Origin of the sequence: Lactococcus termiticola, assembly GCF_003116835.1 — a bacterium.
GTDB lineage: Bacteria > Bacillota > Bacilli > Lactobacillales > Streptococcaceae > Lactococcus > Lactococcus termiticola.
In genome coordinates this window covers 94,321-113,479 of the sequence record NZ_BFFO01000005.1, presented here as the reverse complement: position 1 = coordinate 113,479, position 19,159 = coordinate 94,321, and the positions used below count along the sequence as shown (strand labels likewise).

Here is a 19,159-nt window from a genome sequence, read left to right as displayed (position 1 = left end):
GCTGATTTTTAATATAGTCCGTACGGGATTCGAACCCGTGTTACCGCCGTGAAAAGGCGGTGTCTTAACCCCTTGACCAACGGACCTGAGTTTTAACAACTTCATAAGTTTATCAAAATCTAAGAGCCTTGTCAAGCCTTATTTTTTTCAACAGATTTTTTCACAGGCCAAAGGAAAAGTCAAACTCAAAACATTTTTTTCCACATGCTTTTCAAGAGAAAAGTTTTTCTCCACTTTTGTGGAAAACTAATAAAAATAGTGGAAAATCAAGCTTCTTTTTGTGTAAATCTTTGAAATTTGCACAAATCCACAAGTTTTACACAAGCTTTTTTGCACAACTGTGAAAAAACTTCTCCTTTTATTTTGCTTGTGGAAAAAGTCTCTTCAAGATGATATAATAAAGCATACGATTTTTCCCATAGAAAGTAACAATATGCCCTTAACCAGCGAAGATAAGCAGTTTTGGAATCGGGTCAATGAACTCGCCAAAAAGCATCTTAAAGCTCAAGCTTATGAATTTTTTATAGAACCCAGTCAACTTCTTTCTGTTGAAAAAGGGGTGGCCTCCATTCTTATCGTCTCACAGATGCATAAGGACTTTTGGAAGGGACAGACGGACCTGATCCGAACCGCCGCCTTTGAGGTCTTTGGCGAGCCTGTCTCTATCAAAACCTACGCTTCAGATGAGCTTTCAACAGATGAGCTTGAAAAATTAAAAACTGACGACATTCAAGAAATCAATGAATTAGAACATGACCTGCAAAGTGTCCGTGAAAAAACACCGGTCGCACAAACTAAGGTCAACCCGAATAAGTCTTTTGAAAACTTTATCCAAGGGGATGGGAACCAGTTGGCCCTGGGAGCTGCTATCGCGGTTTCAGACAGTCCTGGCTCCATCTACAATCCCCTCTTTATTCACGGTGGCTCTGGATTTGGTAAGACCCATCTGATGTATGCCATCGGCAATGAGATGCTCAAGGATAATCCTTATGCCCGTGTCATGTATGCTTCAGCGGAAAACTTTGTCAATGACTATGTCACTGCAGCTACCAACGGTAAGCTCAAGGATTTTGAAAACACCTATCGAAACCTTGACCTCCTGCTTCTTGACGATGTCCAATTCTTCAATCCAGAGCAGGAAAAGACAAAATCTGAACTTTTCTATACTTTTAATGCCCTCTATGAAAAAGGGGCACAGATTGTCCTGACCTCAGACCGGCCACCCACAGAACTTAATAATCTGGAAGACCGTCTCGTCAGTCGCTTTGGTTGGGGCTTGACCACAGACATCACAGCTCCTGACTATGAGACCCGGATGGCAATTCTTATGAAGAAGTCTGAACATCTCGCCACAGAGATTCCTCAAGAGGTCCTGGCCTATATCGCTGGCCAGATTGACTCCAATGTCCGTGAGCTTGAAGGGGCACTGAACCTGGTCGACTTCTATGCCAAGACCAATAAGATGCAAAAGGTCGATATTGATGCCGCCAGCAAGGCCCTAAGAAATATCCAAAACAACCATGCCCAACCGCTCAATAATCTGACCGTTAAGAAAATCCAAGACGTGGTCTCTAAGCACTACATGGTCGCTGTTTCAGACATGATTGGCATTAAGCGAAACAAGGAAATTGCCTTTGCAAGGCAGGTCGCTATGTTTCTGATTCGGGATTTGATGGCACTTAGCCTGCCTGCCATTGGTGGTGAATTTGGTGGGCGTGACCACACAACCGTCATGCACTCTTATAATAAGATTTCTGAGCTGATGAATACCGATCAACAACTTCAAAAAGACATTGATCAAATCAAACAGAAGTTAAAATAAGTTAAAAAGTTTTCCACATTTTTTCCCGGACTTTTCCGAGAAGATTTTAGCACTATGACTGGATTACTTCAACTTTTCCAGTTTATCCCCTGACCTACTACTACTATTTATTATTAAATAATATATATAAAGGAGTCCCATGATTCAATTATCCATTAATAAAGCAGCCTTCCTCAACGCACTTCGGATTACCAAACAAGCCATTGGTTCTAAGGTAGCCATTCCAGCTCTCAGCAAATTAAAAATTGTTGTCAGCAATGAAGGCATTAGCTTAACAGGCTCAAACGGCCAGATTTCTATTGAAAACTTCCTTCCCGCTTCTGATAAAGATGCCAGCATGTTGATTTCAGGCACTGGTAGCATCTTGGTAGAAGCCAGCTTCTTTGATTCTGTCGTTGCTCAGATGCCAGATGTCACGCTAGAACTCAAAGAAATTGACAACCATCAGATTATCGTCACATCAGGCAAATCAGAAATCACACTGAATGGTCTGGATGCTGAAGTTTATCCACGAATTCAAGAAATTTCTAAGGAAAATCCTTTGAAAATCAAGGCTGGGCAACTCAAGGAAATCTTCTCTGAAACTGTCTTTGCTGTCAGCACACAGGAAAGTCGCCCTATTTTTACAGGTGTCCACCTGATGTTGACGGACAATAAGAGCCTCAAGGCTGTTGCGACTGACTCTCACCGGATGAGTCAGCGGATTGTGGAGCTTGAAAATATGACGGAAGACTTTGACGTGGTCATTCCTGCTAAGTCTATCAACAGCTTTAGAAATGTTTTCAACAATGATGATGAAGAAATCAATCTCTTTATTGCTCACAATCAAGTCCTTTTCCAAAATGAAAATATCAGCTTTTATAGTCGTTTGATTGAAGGAAATTATCCTGAAACAGACCGCCTGATTCCACAAGTTTCAGACTATACGCTGAGTTTGACCTTTGATGTTTCTGAGCTTCGTCATGTTATGGACCGGGCAAGACTTCTGGCCAATGCAACGTCAAACGGGACTGTCAAATTAACAGTTTCTGGCGATAGCGTAGTAACGACCGCCAACTCGCCTGAAGTCGGCTCTGTCCATGAAGATATGACTGTCCTTGCTAAAGAAGGGGCAGACATTGCCATCAGCTTTAACCCACAATATCTGATTGATGCCCTCAAGGTTTTGAAATCGCCTGAAGTGCAAATCCGCTTTATCTCAAATGTCCGGCCCTTTACACTCCAGCCAAGCATTGAGACCAACGACTTCGTTCAACTGGTAACACCTGTCAGAACCAATTAATTATGCTATGATAGACTTAAGAAAATCTTAGGTCTATTTTTTTGTGAGGCAGATATGCAGATTATTTATAGTGAAATCAATCAGGATTTAAGTGGAGAACTTCTGAATAAGGCTAGAAGCCTTATGGCAGAAGGCAAAAAGGTCTATTATATTGTGCCTTCTTCGATGTCTTTTGAAAAGGAAAAATCCATTCTTGAACGCCTGGGAGAAGGCGAAGATACGGCTGTTTTTGACCTTTTGGTGACCCGTTTTAAGCAACTGCCTTATTATTTTGACAGAAATATCTCAGACCAAGAGGCGGTTGAGCTCAGTCAAGTCGGCTTTAGCATGCTCTTTCGCAAGGTCTTGAAGGATTTTAGTCAGGAAGAAATCCCGCTTTATTACAGTTTACAGGCTTCGCCTAGCTTCTTAGATATGCTGGTCAATCTCAGAGAAGAGTTCTTGAGAGGGAATTTAAGTCCGGAAGATTTGGCTGGGACTGCAAAATTTGATGAGCTCAGCAGGATTTTGACAGCCTTTGAGGAAGCCTTAAGTCAGGATTATCATAATTTTTCAGACTTTCAGCTTTTGACAGCTAAAATTGCTGGGAATGAAGGACAAATCGTTCAGCAACTTAAAAATACGGTCTTTATCATCGATGGATACAGCCGTTTTTCTGCTGAGGAAGAAGCCTTTATTGATGCGATTAATGGCAAGGTTGATGATCTTATCATTGGGACCTACGCCAGTCAAACTGATTATAAGGCAGGGCAATTTGTCAATTCTGTTTACAGTGATGCATTGGAGATGATGGAAAGCTTTCGTCAAAAGTTCAGAGCAGATTTACTGTATTTAGATTCTAGTGAAGTCAATGAAGTTTACAGTAAGTTGACTGATATTGTCAAAGAGGAAAATAGCTATAGTATTCCTGAGCAGTTGACGAGTCTCAGTGAAAAAGATGCCGAGCAAGTCGAAATCTGGTCGGCTGAAAATCAGATGGCTGAAATTGAAGCGGTGGCAAAAGCTATTCGACAGGAAATTGTAGCAGGGCGAAAATTCAAGGATATGTTAGTCCTAGTCGGCGACCCGACGGCCTATGAAATTCCAGTCAAGCAGATTTTTGAGCTCTATGATATTCCTTATTTTTATGCCAAGGAAGAGTCAATGGCGAATCATCCCTTGATTGCATTTTTGGAGAGCCTTTATGCTATCAAAAAGAAAAATTATCGTTTTGAAGACCTGATTAACCTTTTGAAATCTGGACTTTACGGTCAGATTAGTCAGGATGAAATCGATGCCTTTGATCTTTATGTCAGCTCTTATAATATTCAAGGGCGAAAAAAGTTTACAGATGCCTTTACACTTTACAAAGAAGAGTTTTTTGCCTTTGATGATGTAGAATTAGTCAGAGAGCGATATTTTTCTCAAGATTCAGCCCTTCAAAACTTTCTCAATCAGACTGGAAAAAAGACAGGAAGGCATTGGTTATCATCGCTAGATCAGTTTTTTAAGGATTCAGAACTTCTTATCAACTTTAATGGCCTCTATCAAGAAGCACTTGAAAAGAGCCAGCAAAATCTTGCAAGTAAGCATGAACAGGTCTGGAAGTTATTAAATAAAAATTTTGAAGAATTTCAGTCTATTTTTTCTGATGAGAAAATGAGCATTTCAGATTTTCTGGACATTATCATTATAGGCTTCAAAAACGCTAATTATAGGCAGATTCCAGCCAATGTTGATGTTGTAAATGTCAATGATTATGCACTGGTCGAGCCTGCTGCAGCTGACATCGTCTATGCAATTGGCCTCAACCAATCTAATTTTCCCCGTATCCGTAAGAATAATAGCTTGTTGACAGATGAGGAAAGACTGGTCATCAATGAAGCTTCTGAAGAAGGTCGCTTTTTGGAGGCTGTTGAGTCCTTAAATTACAGCAAGAATTTAACTAGCTCACTCTCACTTGTTAATGCGGCCCATCAAAAATTGATCTTATCAAGTCCAGAAATCTTTGATAATGAACAGGACGAGACTTCTAATTTATTGAAGGTCATCGTTGACCGAGACAAATCAGGTAAAATTCTCAAAAGGATGAGAAGGACAAATCCAGAAGAGAGCATTAGCCATATTGCCAATCAGAGGGCGATGATTTCAGCACTTGGAGAGATTGAGCGACAGCTAGCGACGACAGGGATTGAAAAAAAAGAAGTCTTCTGGGGGAGTATTTTCAGGTTGATCAGTAAAAATAATCCTAAATTCCAGGACTTATTGTTGAGTTTAGACAGGGATATTGATACTGTCAACCTTTCTGAAGATACTGTAAAAGAACTTTACAATGACAAAATCAATGTCTCAGTATCAAGCTTTGAAAACTTCTATAACTGTGAATATCAGTACTTCTTGCAGAATACGTTGAGATTACAAGCTGTTGAACCACTAAGCTTAGATTCAAGGATCGTCGGAAATTTCTTCCACGAAGTTTTTGAAAAACTGATGGCAGATCCAGAGCTTTCTGAAGGACGATTTGATGAGAGCCTGGGTCAGTTGCTCAACGAGACTTATAGTAATTATGAGCTCTACTTTGAACAGGATGCCAGATCAAGGTTTGCAGCAACTAATCTTAAAGAGATTGTCCAACAGACATCTGTGATGCTTAAAGAAATTATTGCCAATCCAGATTTTTCAACACTGTCAACTGAAGCTTCTTTTGGTATTGGAGCAAAGGAACTTGGAAATTTTGAACTTTCATACCTTCGTTTACGAGGGCGAATTGACAGGATTGACAATTTCTTTGATGACGGCCTTGTCGCTGTGGACTATAAATCCAGTCGTCATGACTTTGATTTACAGTCAGCTTATGATAAGAAAAGTTTACAGCTTCTGACTTATTTGGATGTATTGAAAAAAAATTATCCAGAACAAAAAATCTGGGGTGCCCTCTATCTTCAGATTAAAAACGAGGCTTTGAATCTTTCAAAAATCAATCATATCTCTGAAATTGATGGAATGCTCAAGGATCAAATGAAGTATCAGGGATTAAGTTTACAGGAAAATCAGCCTGACTTTGTAAAAATTCAAAAGAATAATAAGTTTACTGAAGATGATTTAGACAAGCTTTTGAAGATGAATGAAGGTCACTTTGAAGAGGGTGCAAGGACGCTTAAATCAGGAGAAATCAAGATTAATCCTGTCAGAGAAAAAGGAAAGCCTAGTCTTTCTGGTTGTCAATACTGTAAACTCAAATCCATCTGTCGGATTGAAGCCAATCGTCATCTGAAAGAACATTCGAGAGAAATCAAGCTGAAATCAAATAAGGAAATTAAAGCTGAATTGGAGAAAGCATAATGCCAGACTTAAAATTGACAGCAGAACAAGAAAAAGCAATCTTTGAATCTGGCCATAATATCCTGGTTTCTGCAAGTGCAGGTTCTGGGAAAACCTTTGTCATGGCCAACCGGATTGTGGAAAAAATAAAGTCTGGTATTCCTGTGACAGGACTCTTTATATCGACCTTTACCAAGAAGGCTGCTGCTGAATTGCGAAGCCGGTTGGAGCGGGATATCAAGCTTGCGCGCCAGCAGGCCAACGATGAAGAGGCAAAATACTTATTGAGTCAGGCCCTCAAAGAACTCCCAAATGCAGATATTGGGACCATGGATAGTTTTACACAAAGACTTTTGAAGACTCATTTTAATGTTGTCAATGTGGATCCAAATTTTAGGATTTTAGCCGACCAGTCTGAGGCAGATTTAATAAAGTCTGATGTCTTTGATAGTCTGGTGGAATCCTATCTTTCAGAAGATGAGGAAGTGATCAAGGCTTATCCAATCGAAAAGTCTTCTTTTGAGAAGCTAATGAAGAATTTCTCAAAAGACCGGAATATCAAGGGTTTTCAAGAGACGGTTTACAGTGTTTACTACTATGCCATGGCGACTGAAAATCCACTTAGCTGGCTGGAAAATGACTTTCTTAAAGGCTTTAATGAATATAAGACTTATGCTGATTTAGATTCATCCCTTGCGACTGATGTTTTTGAAGCGTTGAATGACTTTTTTATCGCTTTAGACAAAGCCCTGGATGAAGCTTTGCTGACTGCCAAGACTAAAACTAAGGCTGAGACTGTTTCTGCAGGTAAGCAAAATCTTATAAAGACCCTTGAAACGAAAAATTATAAAGAATTTATAAGTCTTTTTGAGGGTTTAGATTTTAGTGCTTGGAAGCTTCCTGCTGAGTCTTCAATTGCTGTATTATTTAAGCAAACCATCGGTACAAAGACGAATTCAGGCATTGTCAGAGACTTGATTGATGAAGTCAAACATATTGACCTGATTGAGAAATATCAGCCCGAAGCTAGAAAAGTTGCAGATGATTTGAGAAAGTTTACAGCTCATTTTTACAGTGTTTACTTGGCCCGTAAACTTGAAGAGAATCTCCTTGAATACGGTGATGTTTCCCATCTTGCCATTAAAATTTTGACCGATTTTCCTGAAATTGCCAAAATTTATCAGGAAAAATATGAAGAAATCATGATTGACGAGTACCAGGATATCAGCCATACTCAGGAGGCCATGCTAAGGCTGTTGAGTAAGAATGGCGATGGGACGGACAATCTCTTTATGGTTGGAGATATCAAGCAGTCTATTTATGGTTTTCGTCAGGCAGACCCTAGTCTGTTTTATGAGAAATATAAAAGTTATCAGAAAAAAGAGAATCACCTGATTCGTCTGAAGGAAAATTTTCGTTCTCGTGGGGAAGTTTTGAGGTTTACAAATAAGATTTTCCAACATCTCATGGACGAAAGACTGGGCGAGATGACCTATGGCGATGAGGAAATGCTGGTCCAGGGGAATACGAGAGATTATCCTGAAGAGCTGAATGATGCCTATAATCCAGAATTTCTCATTTATCAGGAAGATTCATCTGCGACAGAAAAAGAGGGCGATGAGGTCTCTGATGGAGAAATCAGAATTGCTGCTGAGCGGATTTTGAAGCTTCGTGAAGAAAAGGAAATCGTCGTTGAAGATGGTCAAGAGCTAGAAAAGCAGGTCCAATGGAAGGACATTGCCGTCCTGGTACGTTCTAAGTCAAGTAATAATAAAATTGAGGATATTTTTAATTCTTATGGGATTCCTGTCGTCCTAGATGAAGGCAGGGTCGACTTTCTCAAGTCGATTGAAGTGACCTTGATGCTTGATGTCTTGCGTGCGATTGACAATCCACTTCAGGATATACCACTGGTCGCCCTTCTTCGCTCGCCCATTTTCCAATTCGACGAGGATGAGTTGACCCGGATTCATCTGCAGGCCTTGGAGACAAAGGCTTATTGGTTGAAGCTTCAGGGGATTATGGATGGACAAATGGCTCATCCCCATCTGATAGACCAGAAACTTGAAAATAAAATTGTCGCCTTTCTTGAGACTTTTGAAGTCTGGCGAAAGCTTTCTACAGAGATTCAGGTTCATGAATTACTCTGGAAAATTTATCTGGATAGCTACTATTTCGACTATGTCGGAAGTCTTGATAATGGCAAAATGAGACAGGCAAATTTACAAGCCCTCTCAAGCCGGGCTAAGTCTTATGAAGCATCGGGCTATAAGGGTCTCTTCCGCTTTATTAAACTGATTGACAGTTTCATGGCTCAAAATAATGACCTGGCTGCAGTCAATATTAAGTTGCCACAAAATGCCGTCAGAGTCATGACCTTTCATAAGTCAAAGGGGCTTGAATTTAATCATGTCTTCTTGATGAATTTGAACAAACGTTTTAATATGGATGACCTGAAAAAAGACGTCATTCTTGACCGGGATGGGGGAATTGGCATGAAGTATCTGGCTGATTTCAAGCAGGAGCCCGCTGTCAATACAAATTTCCCTTATGCAATGGTCAAGATGGAGACCTTCCCCTATCTTGCAAACAGAGAGAAAAAGGAACTTTCCAGTCTTTCTGAGGAAATGCGGGTCCTCTATGTTGCACTCACACGGGCTGAGAAAAAGCTTTACCTGATTGGTAAAATCAAGGACAGTAAGAGCAAAAAGGGGATGGATGACTATCTTTCTGCTGAGCTAGAATCTGGCCTTTTAGCTGATTCATTCCGCAGGTCTTCAAAGGGATTTCAGCATTGGATTTTAGCCCTTGAGCAGGCGATTGACCTTCCAATCACAGTAAAAATCATCGATGATAAGGCTATTCAAGGCTCTGAAAAGGCAAGTTTACAAAGGCCTAATTTTGAGCAGTTGCTTGAGGCTAGCAAGGCTTTTGATGGGATCATGGACCAGTCTGATGATATTCAAAAGGCTAAGGAAATCATGGAATTTAACTATCCTTATCCTGAAGCGACACAGCTATCCAGTATTCAGACGCCGAGTCAGGTCAAAAAGAGGGCTTATGAGCGACAGATTGAACTGGGCGGGATTGCTCCAGTTTCTGAGTATGTGACCTCTAAGGAGTTGACGCTTGATTTTGTTCAGAAAAAGTTGACAGCTGCGGATATTGGTACAGCAACCCACAGCTTCATGCAGGAGGTTGATTTCCATCAGATTGACTTGTTTAGTTTACAGGCTGTCTTGGATGGGATGAATCTTTCAGATGAACTTAAAGAAAAGATTGATCTTCCTAAAATATTGAGCCTTTTTGACCAGGAATTTGGACGCTTCTTGATAGAGCATGCTGATCATATCCGCAAGGAAGCTCCATTTTCGATGTTGAGGACAGATGATCTTGCCCATGAGCAATACATTGTCCGTGGGATTTGTGACGCCTTTGTCCTGCTTGAAGACCGGATTTTGCTCTTGGACTACAAGACTGACCGCTTTAAGTCGAAAGCTGATATTCCTGAAATCATGCAACGTTATGAGCTGCAAATGAAGCTCTACGCTGAAGCTCTATCAAAAGCTTATGGTGTCAACCAGGTTGACAAGTATCTTATCTTACTAGGAGGACCAGACCAGGTCTGGGTAGAAAAATATGAAGAACTATGATTTGGGTTCATATATTGAAATGAAGAAGCCCCATGCCTGTGTGATTAAGGCAACAGGGAAAAAGGCCAATCGCTGGGAAATTACCCGGATGGGGGCAGACATCAAGCTCCAGTGCACCAATTGCCAGCATGAAATCATGATGGGTCGTCATGATTTTGAGCATAAAATGAAAAAAGTGCTGGATGTCTAAATCCAGGCTTTTATTTAATTTCATAGAAATTTTGATATAATAAGAGAAGTTTTATTTCAAGGAGAAAAATATGTCTTTAACAGCAGGTATTGTAGGATTACCAAACGTCGGGAAATCAACCCTCTTTAACGCTATCACCAGGGCTGGAGCAGAGGCGGCCAACTATCCCTTCGCAACGATTGACCCCAATGTCGGAATGGTTGAAGTACCAGATGAGCGATTGACAAAGTTGACAGAGCTTTACAATCCAAAAAAGACAATTCCAACGACTTTTGAGTTTACAGATATTGCAGGGATTGTTAAGGGGGCAAGCAAGGGCGAAGGGCTTGGAAACAAGTTTTTGGCCAATATCCGTGAGGTTGACGCCATTGTCCATGTGGTCCGGGCCTTTGATGATGAAAATGTCATGCGGGAAAACAACCGTGAATCAGACTTTGTTGATCCACTAGCTGATATTGAAACCATTAATTTAGAGCTGATTCTGGCCGATTTAGAATCTGTCAACAAGCGTTATGCTCGGGTAGAAAAGATTGCCCGGACAGCGAAAGTCAAGGATGCAGTAGCTGAGTTTAATGTTCTCTCAAAAATTAAACCTGTTTTAGAAGATGGAAAATCTGCTCGTACGCTTGACTTTGATGAGGAAGAACAAAAAGTTGTCAAAAGCCTCTTTTTGTTGACAACCAAGCCTGTCCTATATGTGGCCAACGTTTCTGAAGATGAGGTTGGCGATGCTGATCAGCTCGACTATGTCAAGAAAATCCGTGACTTTGCGGCTACTGAAAATGCTGAAGTGGCAGTGATTTCGGCCAAGATTGAAGAGGAAATTGCTGAGCTCGACGATGAAGAAAAGGCAGAATTCTTAGAAAGCCTTGGCCTAGAAGAATCAGGTGTCGATCAGTTGACACGGGCTGCTTATCATTTGCTTGGTCTTGCAACCTACTTTACAGCAGGCGAAAAAGAAGTCCGGGCCTGGACCTTCCGTCAGGGCATGAAGGCTCCACAGACGGCAGGAATCATCCACACTGACTTTGAAAAAGGCTTTATCCGTGCTGTGACTATGTCTTATGATGACCTGATTGAATACGGTTCTGAAAAGGCCGTCAAGGAAGCAGGTCGACTTCGTGAAGAAGGCAAGGACTATGTCGTGCAAGATGGCGATATTATGGAGTTCCGCTTTAATGTCTGAGAAAAAAGAAAGTGGCCTCTTGGCTCTTTTTTAAGATGATTTGTTATAATGTTTGAAAGAGCTGATTTGTAAAAATCGGCCTTTTGACGTTTATTAGTAAGGATATTAAAAATGACAAAAATGTTAGTTGGCCTGGGCAATCCAGGAGAAAAATACACGGCAACCAAGCATAATATGGGCTTTATGGCCTTGGATTTATTGGCTGAGGATTTTGGCCTTAGCTTTAAGCAGGACAAGACCTTCATGTCAGAAATTGCTGAGACCTTTGTCAATGGTGAAAAGGTTTATCTTATCAAGCCACTGACCTTTATGAACGAGTCAGGTCGGGCGGTTCAACCTCTTTTGGCCTATTACAATATTGATCCTGAAGATTTGACCGTAATTTTTGATGACATGGATTCTCCTGTGGGTCGCCTGCGACTCCGTCAAAAGGGCAAATCTGGGGGTCATAATGGCATTAAGTCTATTCTTAACCATATTGGCACAGAAAAATTTAACCATGTAAAAATCGGAATTGGCCGTCCAAAAGGGGTAATGTCGGTTGTCAACCACGTTCTCTCTAAATTTGACGATGAAGATGCCCAGCCCGCTCAGGAAGGGCTGGGCAAGGCAGTTGATGCCATGAAGACCTATCTTGACAGCAATGACTTTATGAAGGCAATGAATGGCTTTAACGAATGAAAATTTTAGAATTTATAAATGATAATCGTGATTTACAGTCCTGGCAACAGCATTTTAATCGACATGAGCGGACACTGATCACGGGCCTATCAGGTACAGCTAAGGCCATGGTCATGATGAATGCCTATGTCAACCAGCCCGATAAATATGTGATTGTCACTGATAGCCAATTTCATGCCAATGAGCTCTATGATGAATTGACTAGTCTGATGAGCCTTGATGAAAATTATCCAGGCCAGGTTGTTCAGTTTTTCAGTGATGACAATGTTTATGCCGATTTTGCCTTGGCAAGTAAGGACCGGACGGCTTATCGCTTAGAAGCTCTGAATTTTTTATTAAACCCTGAGGCTCAGGGCTTTTTACTCTTGCCTATGCTGTCTCTTAGGACCTATCTGCCTAGTCCAGAAGCCTATCTTGAGAACTATCTGCTTTTAACACTGGGCGACGAGTACGACCCGGTTGAACTAACCCGTCTTTTGACTACTTCTGGTTATGAGCAGACCCAGCGGGTGATGGCACCGGGCGAGTTTTCAAAGCGGGGGGATATTATTGACCTCTATCCACTCGAGGCTGAACATCCGATTCGCCTGGAGTTTTTTGGCGATGAGATTGATGCTATCAAGGCCTTTGACGTAGAAAGTCAGCTTTCTATTGCAAACTTAGATAAATTAGAAATTTATCCGGCTTCAGAGAAGATGCTGACTGGCGAAGATTTTGAGCGGGGTGTCAATCAGTTGACAAAGCTTGTAAAGAAGCTTGACGACCCTACAAGTATCGCTTATTTTGAAGAGCTTATTTCAGCATCAAGCCAAAAATATTATCATCAAGAACTTCCTAAATTTCTGGAATATTTTTATGAGACAGAGACTTCTATTCTCGACTATATTCCGAAATCTACTCAGATTTTTATTGACGATTTTCAAAAAATTAATGAGGCCAACCATAAGTTTAACCAAGAATTGGCTGATTTTATCCTCTCTGAAAAGACCATGGGTCGCTCTCTTGAAGGGCAACACTACCTCTTAGACCGGATTCAGGAACTCCGTCATTATAAGCCGGCCAGCTTCTTTTCTAATTTCCAAAAGGGTCTGGGAAATCTTAAATTTGATGGCCTTTATAATTTTACCCAGCACTCCATGCAACAGTTTTTCGGCCAGTTAGAGCTCTTTTACACAGAGGTTGACCGTTTTATCAAGCAGGGCTTTACAGTTGTCCTAGCTGTGACTTCTGAGAAGTTTATTGACAGCTTGTCTGAGCTAGAATTTGACATCCACATGATAAATCCGGACGAGGAGCTAAAAGAAGGTCTTGTCAACCTTGTCAACTTATCTATCGGAAACGGCTTTAACTTCCTAGATGAAAAACTGGTCTTAATTTCTGAGGCTGAGATTTTTGGTAAGGACAGGAAAAAACGGGCCAGAAGGCTGAATATCACTAATGCTGAAAGGCTCAAAGACTACAATGAGCTGGAAATCGGCGACTATGTGGTCCATAAAAATCATGGAATCGGAAAGTATCTGGGCCTGCAGACCATTGAAATCTCAGGCATGCATCGGGACTATCTGACAATAGAATACCAGAAGGGTGATACCATCTCCGTCCCTGTCGAGCACCTGGAGTTGCTGAGCAAGTACTCTGCGGGTGAGGGGAAGGCTCCAAAAATCAGCCGGCTCAATGATGGCCGTTGGCGGAGGACAATTTCTAATGTTTCTAAGCAGGTCGAGGATATTTCTGAAGATTTAATCCGTCTCTACGCTGCCCGACAGGCTCAAAAAGGCTTTGCCTTTTCTGCAGATGATGCCAATCAGGAAGAATTTGACAATGCCTTCAGCTATGTGGAAACGGACGACCAGCTCCGTTCTATTCAAGAAATCAAAAAGGATATGGAGATGGAGAGGCCTATGGATAGGCTTCTTGTCGGCGATGTTGGATTTGGGAAGACGGAGGTGGCCATACGGTCTGCCTTTAAGGCAATTAATGATGGCAAGCAAGTTGCTGTCCTGGTCCCTACAACCGTCCTTGCTGAACAGCACTATCAGTCTATGTCAGAACGCTTTGTCAACTTTGGTGTCAACGTAGCAGTCCTGAGTCGTTTCCAGACCAAGACAGAGCAGGCAGAGGTCTTGGCAAAGCTCAAAAAAGGCAGGGTTGATCTCCTGATTGGGACCCATCGCCTGCTGAGTAAAGACGTCGAATTTCTCGATTTGGGCCTGATGATCATCGATGAAGAGCAACGTTTCGGTGTAAAACACAAGGAAAGACTCAAGGAATTGAAGACACAGGTTGACGTCTTGACACTGACGGCGACACCGATTCCAAGGACACTTCACATGTCAATGCTGGGGATCCGCGATTTGTCTGTGATTGAGACGGCACCGACCAACCGCTATCCCGTCCAGACCTATGTGATGGAGACCAATTATGCAGTTGTCCGTGATGCTGTCCTGCGTGAAATGGCTCGTTCTGGCCAGGTTTACTATGTTCACAATCGGGTTGACAGTATTGACAGTAAGGTCAGTCAACTGGAAGAATTGATTCCTGAGGCTAGGATTGCAAGTATTCACGGCCAAATGACGGAAAACCAGCTTGAGGATACCCTCCTTGCCTTTATGGCGGGAGACTATGATGTCTTGGTTACCACGACCATTATTGAGACCGGCGTAGATATTGCTAATGCTAACACGCTCATCATTGAAAATGCTGATATGATGGGACTTTCCCAGCTCTACCAGCTTCGGGGTCGGGTGGGCCGGACCAATCGGGTGGCCTACGCCTACTTCATGTATCGGCCGGAGAAGATTCTCTCTGAGGTCTCAGAAAAACGCTTGGAGGCCATCAAAGGCTTTACAGAGCTGGGGAGTGGTTTTAAGATTGCCATGCGGGACTTATCTATCCGAGGGGCTGGGAATCTTTTAGGGGCTGAGCAGTCAGGATTTATCGACAGTATTGGTTATGAGCTTTATTCACAGCTCCTTGAAGAGGCTGTCCAGCGTGGGATTGGTAAGACGAAGCAGAGAAGAATTTCTAATGTTGAAATCAATCTTAGTTTAGATGCCTTTATTCCAGATTATTATATTGCTGATGAACGGCAAAAAATCGAGATTTATAAGCGGATTCGCCAGATTGATAGCAGGGTGACCTATGAAGGCCTACAGGATGAGTTGGTTGACCGATTTGGCGAGTATCCAGATGAGGTGGCTTATTTGCTAGAAATCGGTCTCTTGAAGTCTTTTGCTGATGAGGCATTGATTGCTAAGATTGATCAGACAAAATCAGAAGTGAGCATCCTCCTTGAAAAGGCTGGGAACACCGTCTATCATCCTCAGGACTACTTTGAAGCCCTGGCTGAGATTGACCTCAAGGCCAATGTCGGCGAACGGGCTTCTGCCATGATTTTCCAGCTGAAGTACCAGAAGGAAAGTCCGATTGTCCTCTTGAACGCCATCATGGCATTTGCAGAAAAATTAGCTCAGATTCGCCAAAGGAATGAGGAAGAAAAAGAGCAAGCCTAGGCCTTTTTTCAGGCATGGGCTTTTATTTTGCCCTGAAATTATGTTATAATTTCCCCATGAGATTAGATAAATTTTTGAAGGTGTCACGCCTGATCAAACGCCGGCCAGTCGCCAAAGAAGTGGCTGATAAGGGTCGGATTAAAATCAATGGCAAGCTGGCAAAATCGTCCAGCGACGTGAAATTTGACGACATCATCAATATCCGTTTTGGAAATAAAATTTTAGAAGTCAAGGTTGTTGAAACCAAAGAATTTACAAGAAAAGAAGATGCGGAAAAGATGTATAGCATCATCTCAGAGACCCGTATCAAGGCGGAGGATCAGGAGTTAGAGCATGCCTAGAAATGTGATTTCCATGCAAGAAAAGCGTCCAGAAGAAAAACAAAGACCGCCACGTCGTCGCCACCTGGGGATTATTTTGATTGGGGCCATGCTCCTCTTTGCACTGGCCAGCATGAGCCTGGTCAATGCCTACCAGAACTTGCAAAAGCAGGTCACACTTGAGCAAGAAGCCATCAAAAAAGACAAGGATCTGGACGATAAGGCAACGCTTAAATCGACAGAAATTTCTAAGCTAAAAGATCCACAATTTATAGAAAAGTACGCCCGGGCAAGATATTCTTATTCTAAGAACGGAGAAAAGGTCTTTACAGCACCTGGTTTGGTCAATGGCGGAATTAACTCAGACCAATGATAGGAAGGGTTAGAAGTCTCTCGCATCATGGGCTTTTTATTGATTTTGAAGAGGCCGGCCTAAAGAAAAGAGGCCTGTTGCACTGGTCAGACTTGCGTAAGCATCCTGTCCGGCCTAAAAAGTCAGATCTGATTGATGTTGAGATTTTAAGAAGTCATGAAGACGGCAAAATTGATTTAAGAGAGGGCGAAAGCGACCTTCTTCAGCTCATGGCTCAATTTGAAGAGCAGTCAGCCAAAGGCCTAGAAGAACTAAGAGAAAAAAATAAGGAGAGCTTGGGATATTAGCATCATGCAGTTTTTGAAGGAAAAACTGAATATGGGTGTTGGCTTGGCGATGATCATCCTGATCATTCCAGGCCTTTTTGCCTTTCCGGGGAAGTCTGAAGCTAAGCCTGCTCACAGGGTTCTGGCTAAAGAGGAAGAGAAGGCTTCATCTCATCAGCAGGCCTATAAGGACATCCCGACTCGTCCCCTATCACTGAAAGAGCTGACCGCCTACAAGGATGCTGACCTAAAGGAAAAAGCAGGGACAATTTCAAAAATGACCCAGCTGAACATCCGTAAGTTGACCAAGGGAGCTTTTGAGCTGTCAGACGGTCGCTATATCCGGGCAGTCAAGGAGGACCTGGCTTCTGATGTCCTGATTTCTAAGGAAAACATTGACCAGACGGTTTATACGAGCGCTCAGACCAAGGTCTATTACAATCCCTACACCAGCTTTGACAAGGAAGTTTACAGCCAGTTGCCGAAGGGTCAGTCCTACTCAGCTGATAAGCTGGCCAAGACCCTCTGGGGAAGCTACTACGAGATTTCCTTTGACGGAGGCCAGACAGGCTGGGTCTCTGCAGATGATTTAAGCTTGAAGAACCCTAAGATGCTGGCCCTGCAAGACTTGCTCAATAAGAAATACAATAGCTCTGACTATTCTATCTATGTAAAAGAACTTGACAGTAAGTTTACAGTTGGAATTAATCAGAATCAGACCATGTATTCAGCCAGTCTTTCTAAGCTCCCTATCCTCTACTGGACACAAAAACGCATCAATGACGGTCAGGCAAATTTGTCTGATCAACTTTACTATAGCTCAGTCATCAATGGCTTCCCAGGTTCCTTTGAGCCTGCAGGGACAGGAGTCTTGTCAGAAATTCCAGATGAAAAAAACTATTCTCTCTTAGAGGTTATCAATGTTACGGCCAAGGATTCTGACAATGTCGGCAGCAATCTCCTGGCCTACTACGAAACCAAGCAATTTTCACAAGAATACCAGGATGCCATTACGAAGCTTGCCGGTCGGCCCTGGAATCCATCGAAACGAGAAGCCTCAGCTGAGATGGTCGGCCGGGTCCTTGAAGGCCTCTATAATGAGGGTGGAGCAGGTTTTAACTCCCTCTTTAATACAGCATTTGACAACATAAAAATCAAGGCTGGTGTCCCTTCAAATATCAAGGTGGCCCACAAGATTGGGGCGGCAGACAGCTATAACCACGATGCAGCCATTGTCTTTGCCGAACATCCTTATATTTTAGTGGTCGAGTCTTCTTCTGCTTCAGACCAGGAGATTGCCGATATTTCTAAAGATGTCTATGGAGCCTTAGAATGAAAGCTAGAGTTAGATTTTTAAGTCAGATTAAAAAAGAAAAATATTTTGAAAGGGGCTCTCGAGTCCTTCTGGCCCTCTCTGGTGGCCTGGACTCGATGACCCTTTTTCATTGGCTCTACGAGGCGAGAGATGAGCTAGGTATTGAGCTTGGCCTGGTCCATGTGAATCACGGGCAGAGACCTGCCTCAGATCATGAGGAGTCAGCTCTGAGAGCCGTGGCAGAGCAACTTTCACTGCCTTTTTATAGTCGAAAATTCACAGGCAATTTTTCAGAAGCTTCTGGTCGGGCCTTTCGCTATGCCTTTTTTGAAGAGGTCATGCGGGAATACGACTACGACAAATTGTTGACAGCCCACCACGCTAACGACCAGGTCGAGACCTTCTTGATGCGGATAATTACTGGTCGCCGTCTGCGTTATTTGGCGGGAATTGAGGAAAGACAGGCTTTTGGACCAGGTGAATTGATCCGCCCCCTGCTTCGTTTTAAGAAGTCGGATTTTTTAGAAGAAAAGCTCGACCACTTTGAAGACGAGAGTAATCAGGAGTCCGACTATTTTAGAAATCGGGTCAGGAATCAACTGATTCCAGATTTGGAGAGAGAAAACCCAAGACTGCTTGAAGGTATCTTGAGCCTGTCTGAAGAAATCAAGCTGGCCATGACGGTCATCCATGAGGATGTTCAAAGGCTGGGCCTGGTTTCAGATCAGGTCGACTTGAAGGCTTATGCTAGCCAGTCCCAGGCCATGAAACACTTTATTCTCCAGGAATACCTGTCTAAATTTCCAGAATTGGAAGTCAAACGGGAGACCTTTGACGACCTCTTCCATATTTTAGAGCGACCTGAGCAGTATGACCATGAGCTGGCTGACGGATTTCGCCTAGTAAAGACGGCAGACAGCTTCTCTATCGAAAAAGGCCAGAGAAAATGGCTTTTAGAAGTGTCTGACTCAGAAAGACCGGACTACAGGGCAGTCAACCTCCCTCTAGCAGGAAAAATCGAAGTCCGGAAACGCCAGCCGGCCGACGAAATCCTAGTCAACGGTCATCATAAAAAAGTCAGAAAAGTCCTGATTGAAAAGAAAATTCCGCTGGCCAAGCGAGAACTCTCCCTGCTTTTAGTAGACGGCGAGGTCTATGCCATCGGGGATATGGTCATTTCAGATTTGAGTAAAGGCCTTAAAAATGATAAAATGAAGAGAAAACTATGGCTAAGAGCCTACATTAAAGAGGAGAATTGA

At 42.5% G+C, this 19,159-nt stretch carries 13 protein-coding genes and 1 tRNA gene; 13 read left to right on the top strand and 1 reads right to left on the bottom strand.

Annotation, left to right across the window (positions count from 1 at the left end; all coding sequences use genetic code 11):
• Positions 1-14: 14 nt before the first annotated feature.
• Positions 15-86: transfer RNA gene (locus tag NtB2_RS05040), tRNA-Glu, on the bottom strand.
• A 347-nt stretch (positions 87-433) separates the two neighbouring features.
• Here NtB2_RS05040 and dnaA point away from each other — a divergent pair.
• From dnaA to tilS, 13 genes are all read left to right on the top strand, one after another.
• On the top strand, positions 434-1,822 hold the full coding sequence (gene dnaA / locus NtB2_RS05035; protein ID WP_109245851.1) for a chromosomal replication initiator protein DnaA: 1,389 nt from the start codon (positions 434-436) through the stop codon (positions 1,820-1,822).
• Between the two features lie 139 nt (positions 1,823-1,961).
• Positions 1,962-3,104, top strand: a complete 1,143-nt coding sequence (dnaN, locus tag NtB2_RS05030) for a DNA polymerase III subunit beta (protein ID WP_109245850.1) — start codon at positions 1,962-1,964, stop codon at positions 3,102-3,104.
• Positions 3,105-3,158: 54 nt separating this feature from the next.
• Positions 3,159-6,425: an ATP-dependent nuclease subunit B gene (gene rexB / locus NtB2_RS05025; RefSeq protein WP_109245849.1), complete on the top strand. Its 3,267-nt coding sequence runs from the start codon at positions 3,159-3,161 to the stop codon at positions 6,423-6,425.
• A complete protein-coding gene (addA, locus tag NtB2_RS05020; protein WP_109245848.1) occupies positions 6,425-10,057 on the top strand; it encodes a helicase-exonuclease AddAB subunit AddA in 3,633 nt (1,210 codons plus the stop codon). The genes rexB and addA overlap by 1 nt, the downstream gene beginning before the upstream one ends.
• Positions 10,044-10,247, top strand: a complete 204-nt coding sequence (locus NtB2_RS05015; protein ID WP_109245847.1) for a DUF951 domain-containing protein — start codon at positions 10,044-10,046, stop codon at positions 10,245-10,247. The genes addA and NtB2_RS05015 overlap by 14 nt, the downstream gene beginning before the upstream one ends.
• Before the next feature lie 70 nt (positions 10,248-10,317).
• Positions 10,318-11,433, top strand: coding sequence for a redox-regulated ATPase YchF (gene ychF / locus NtB2_RS05010; protein ID WP_109245846.1), 1,116 nt, complete (start codon positions 10,318-10,320; stop codon positions 11,431-11,433).
• A 111-nt stretch (positions 11,434-11,544) separates the two neighbouring features.
• Positions 11,545-12,114: an aminoacyl-tRNA hydrolase gene (gene pth / locus NtB2_RS05005; RefSeq protein WP_109245845.1), complete on the top strand. Its 570-nt coding sequence runs from the start codon at positions 11,545-11,547 to the stop codon at positions 12,112-12,114.
• Positions 12,111-15,626 (top strand): transcription-repair coupling factor, encoded by a 3,516-nt coding sequence (mfd, locus tag NtB2_RS05000; protein ID WP_109245844.1) that lies wholly within the window; start codon positions 12,111-12,113, stop codon positions 15,624-15,626. Before pth ends, mfd begins: the two co-directional genes overlap by 4 nt.
• A gap of 56 nt (positions 15,627-15,682) precedes the next feature.
• Positions 15,683-15,967 carry an RNA-binding S4 domain-containing protein gene (locus tag NtB2_RS04995; RefSeq protein WP_109245901.1) on the top strand — a complete coding sequence of 95 codons (285 nt, stop codon included), beginning with the start codon at positions 15,683-15,685 and terminating at the stop codon, positions 15,965-15,967.
• Complete coding sequence (locus NtB2_RS04990) at positions 15,960-16,319, top strand: septum formation initiator family protein (protein WP_109245843.1); 360 nt, start codon at positions 15,960-15,962, stop codon at positions 16,317-16,319. Before NtB2_RS04995 ends, NtB2_RS04990 begins: the two co-directional genes overlap by 8 nt.
• A 77-nt stretch (positions 16,320-16,396) precedes the next feature.
• Positions 16,397-16,606, top strand: a complete 210-nt coding sequence (locus tag NtB2_RS04985) for a hypothetical protein (RefSeq protein ID WP_109245842.1) — start codon at positions 16,397-16,399, stop codon at positions 16,604-16,606.
• Positions 16,607-16,610: 4 nt separating this feature from the next.
• Complete coding sequence (locus tag NtB2_RS04980; RefSeq protein WP_109245841.1) at positions 16,611-17,921, top strand: serine hydrolase; 1,311 nt, start codon at positions 16,611-16,613, stop codon at positions 17,919-17,921.
• Positions 17,918-19,159 carry a tRNA lysidine(34) synthetase TilS gene (gene tilS, locus NtB2_RS04975; protein WP_109245840.1) on the top strand — a complete coding sequence of 414 codons (1,242 nt, stop codon included), beginning with the start codon at positions 17,918-17,920 and terminating at the stop codon, positions 19,157-19,159. Before NtB2_RS04980 ends, tilS begins: the two co-directional genes overlap by 4 nt.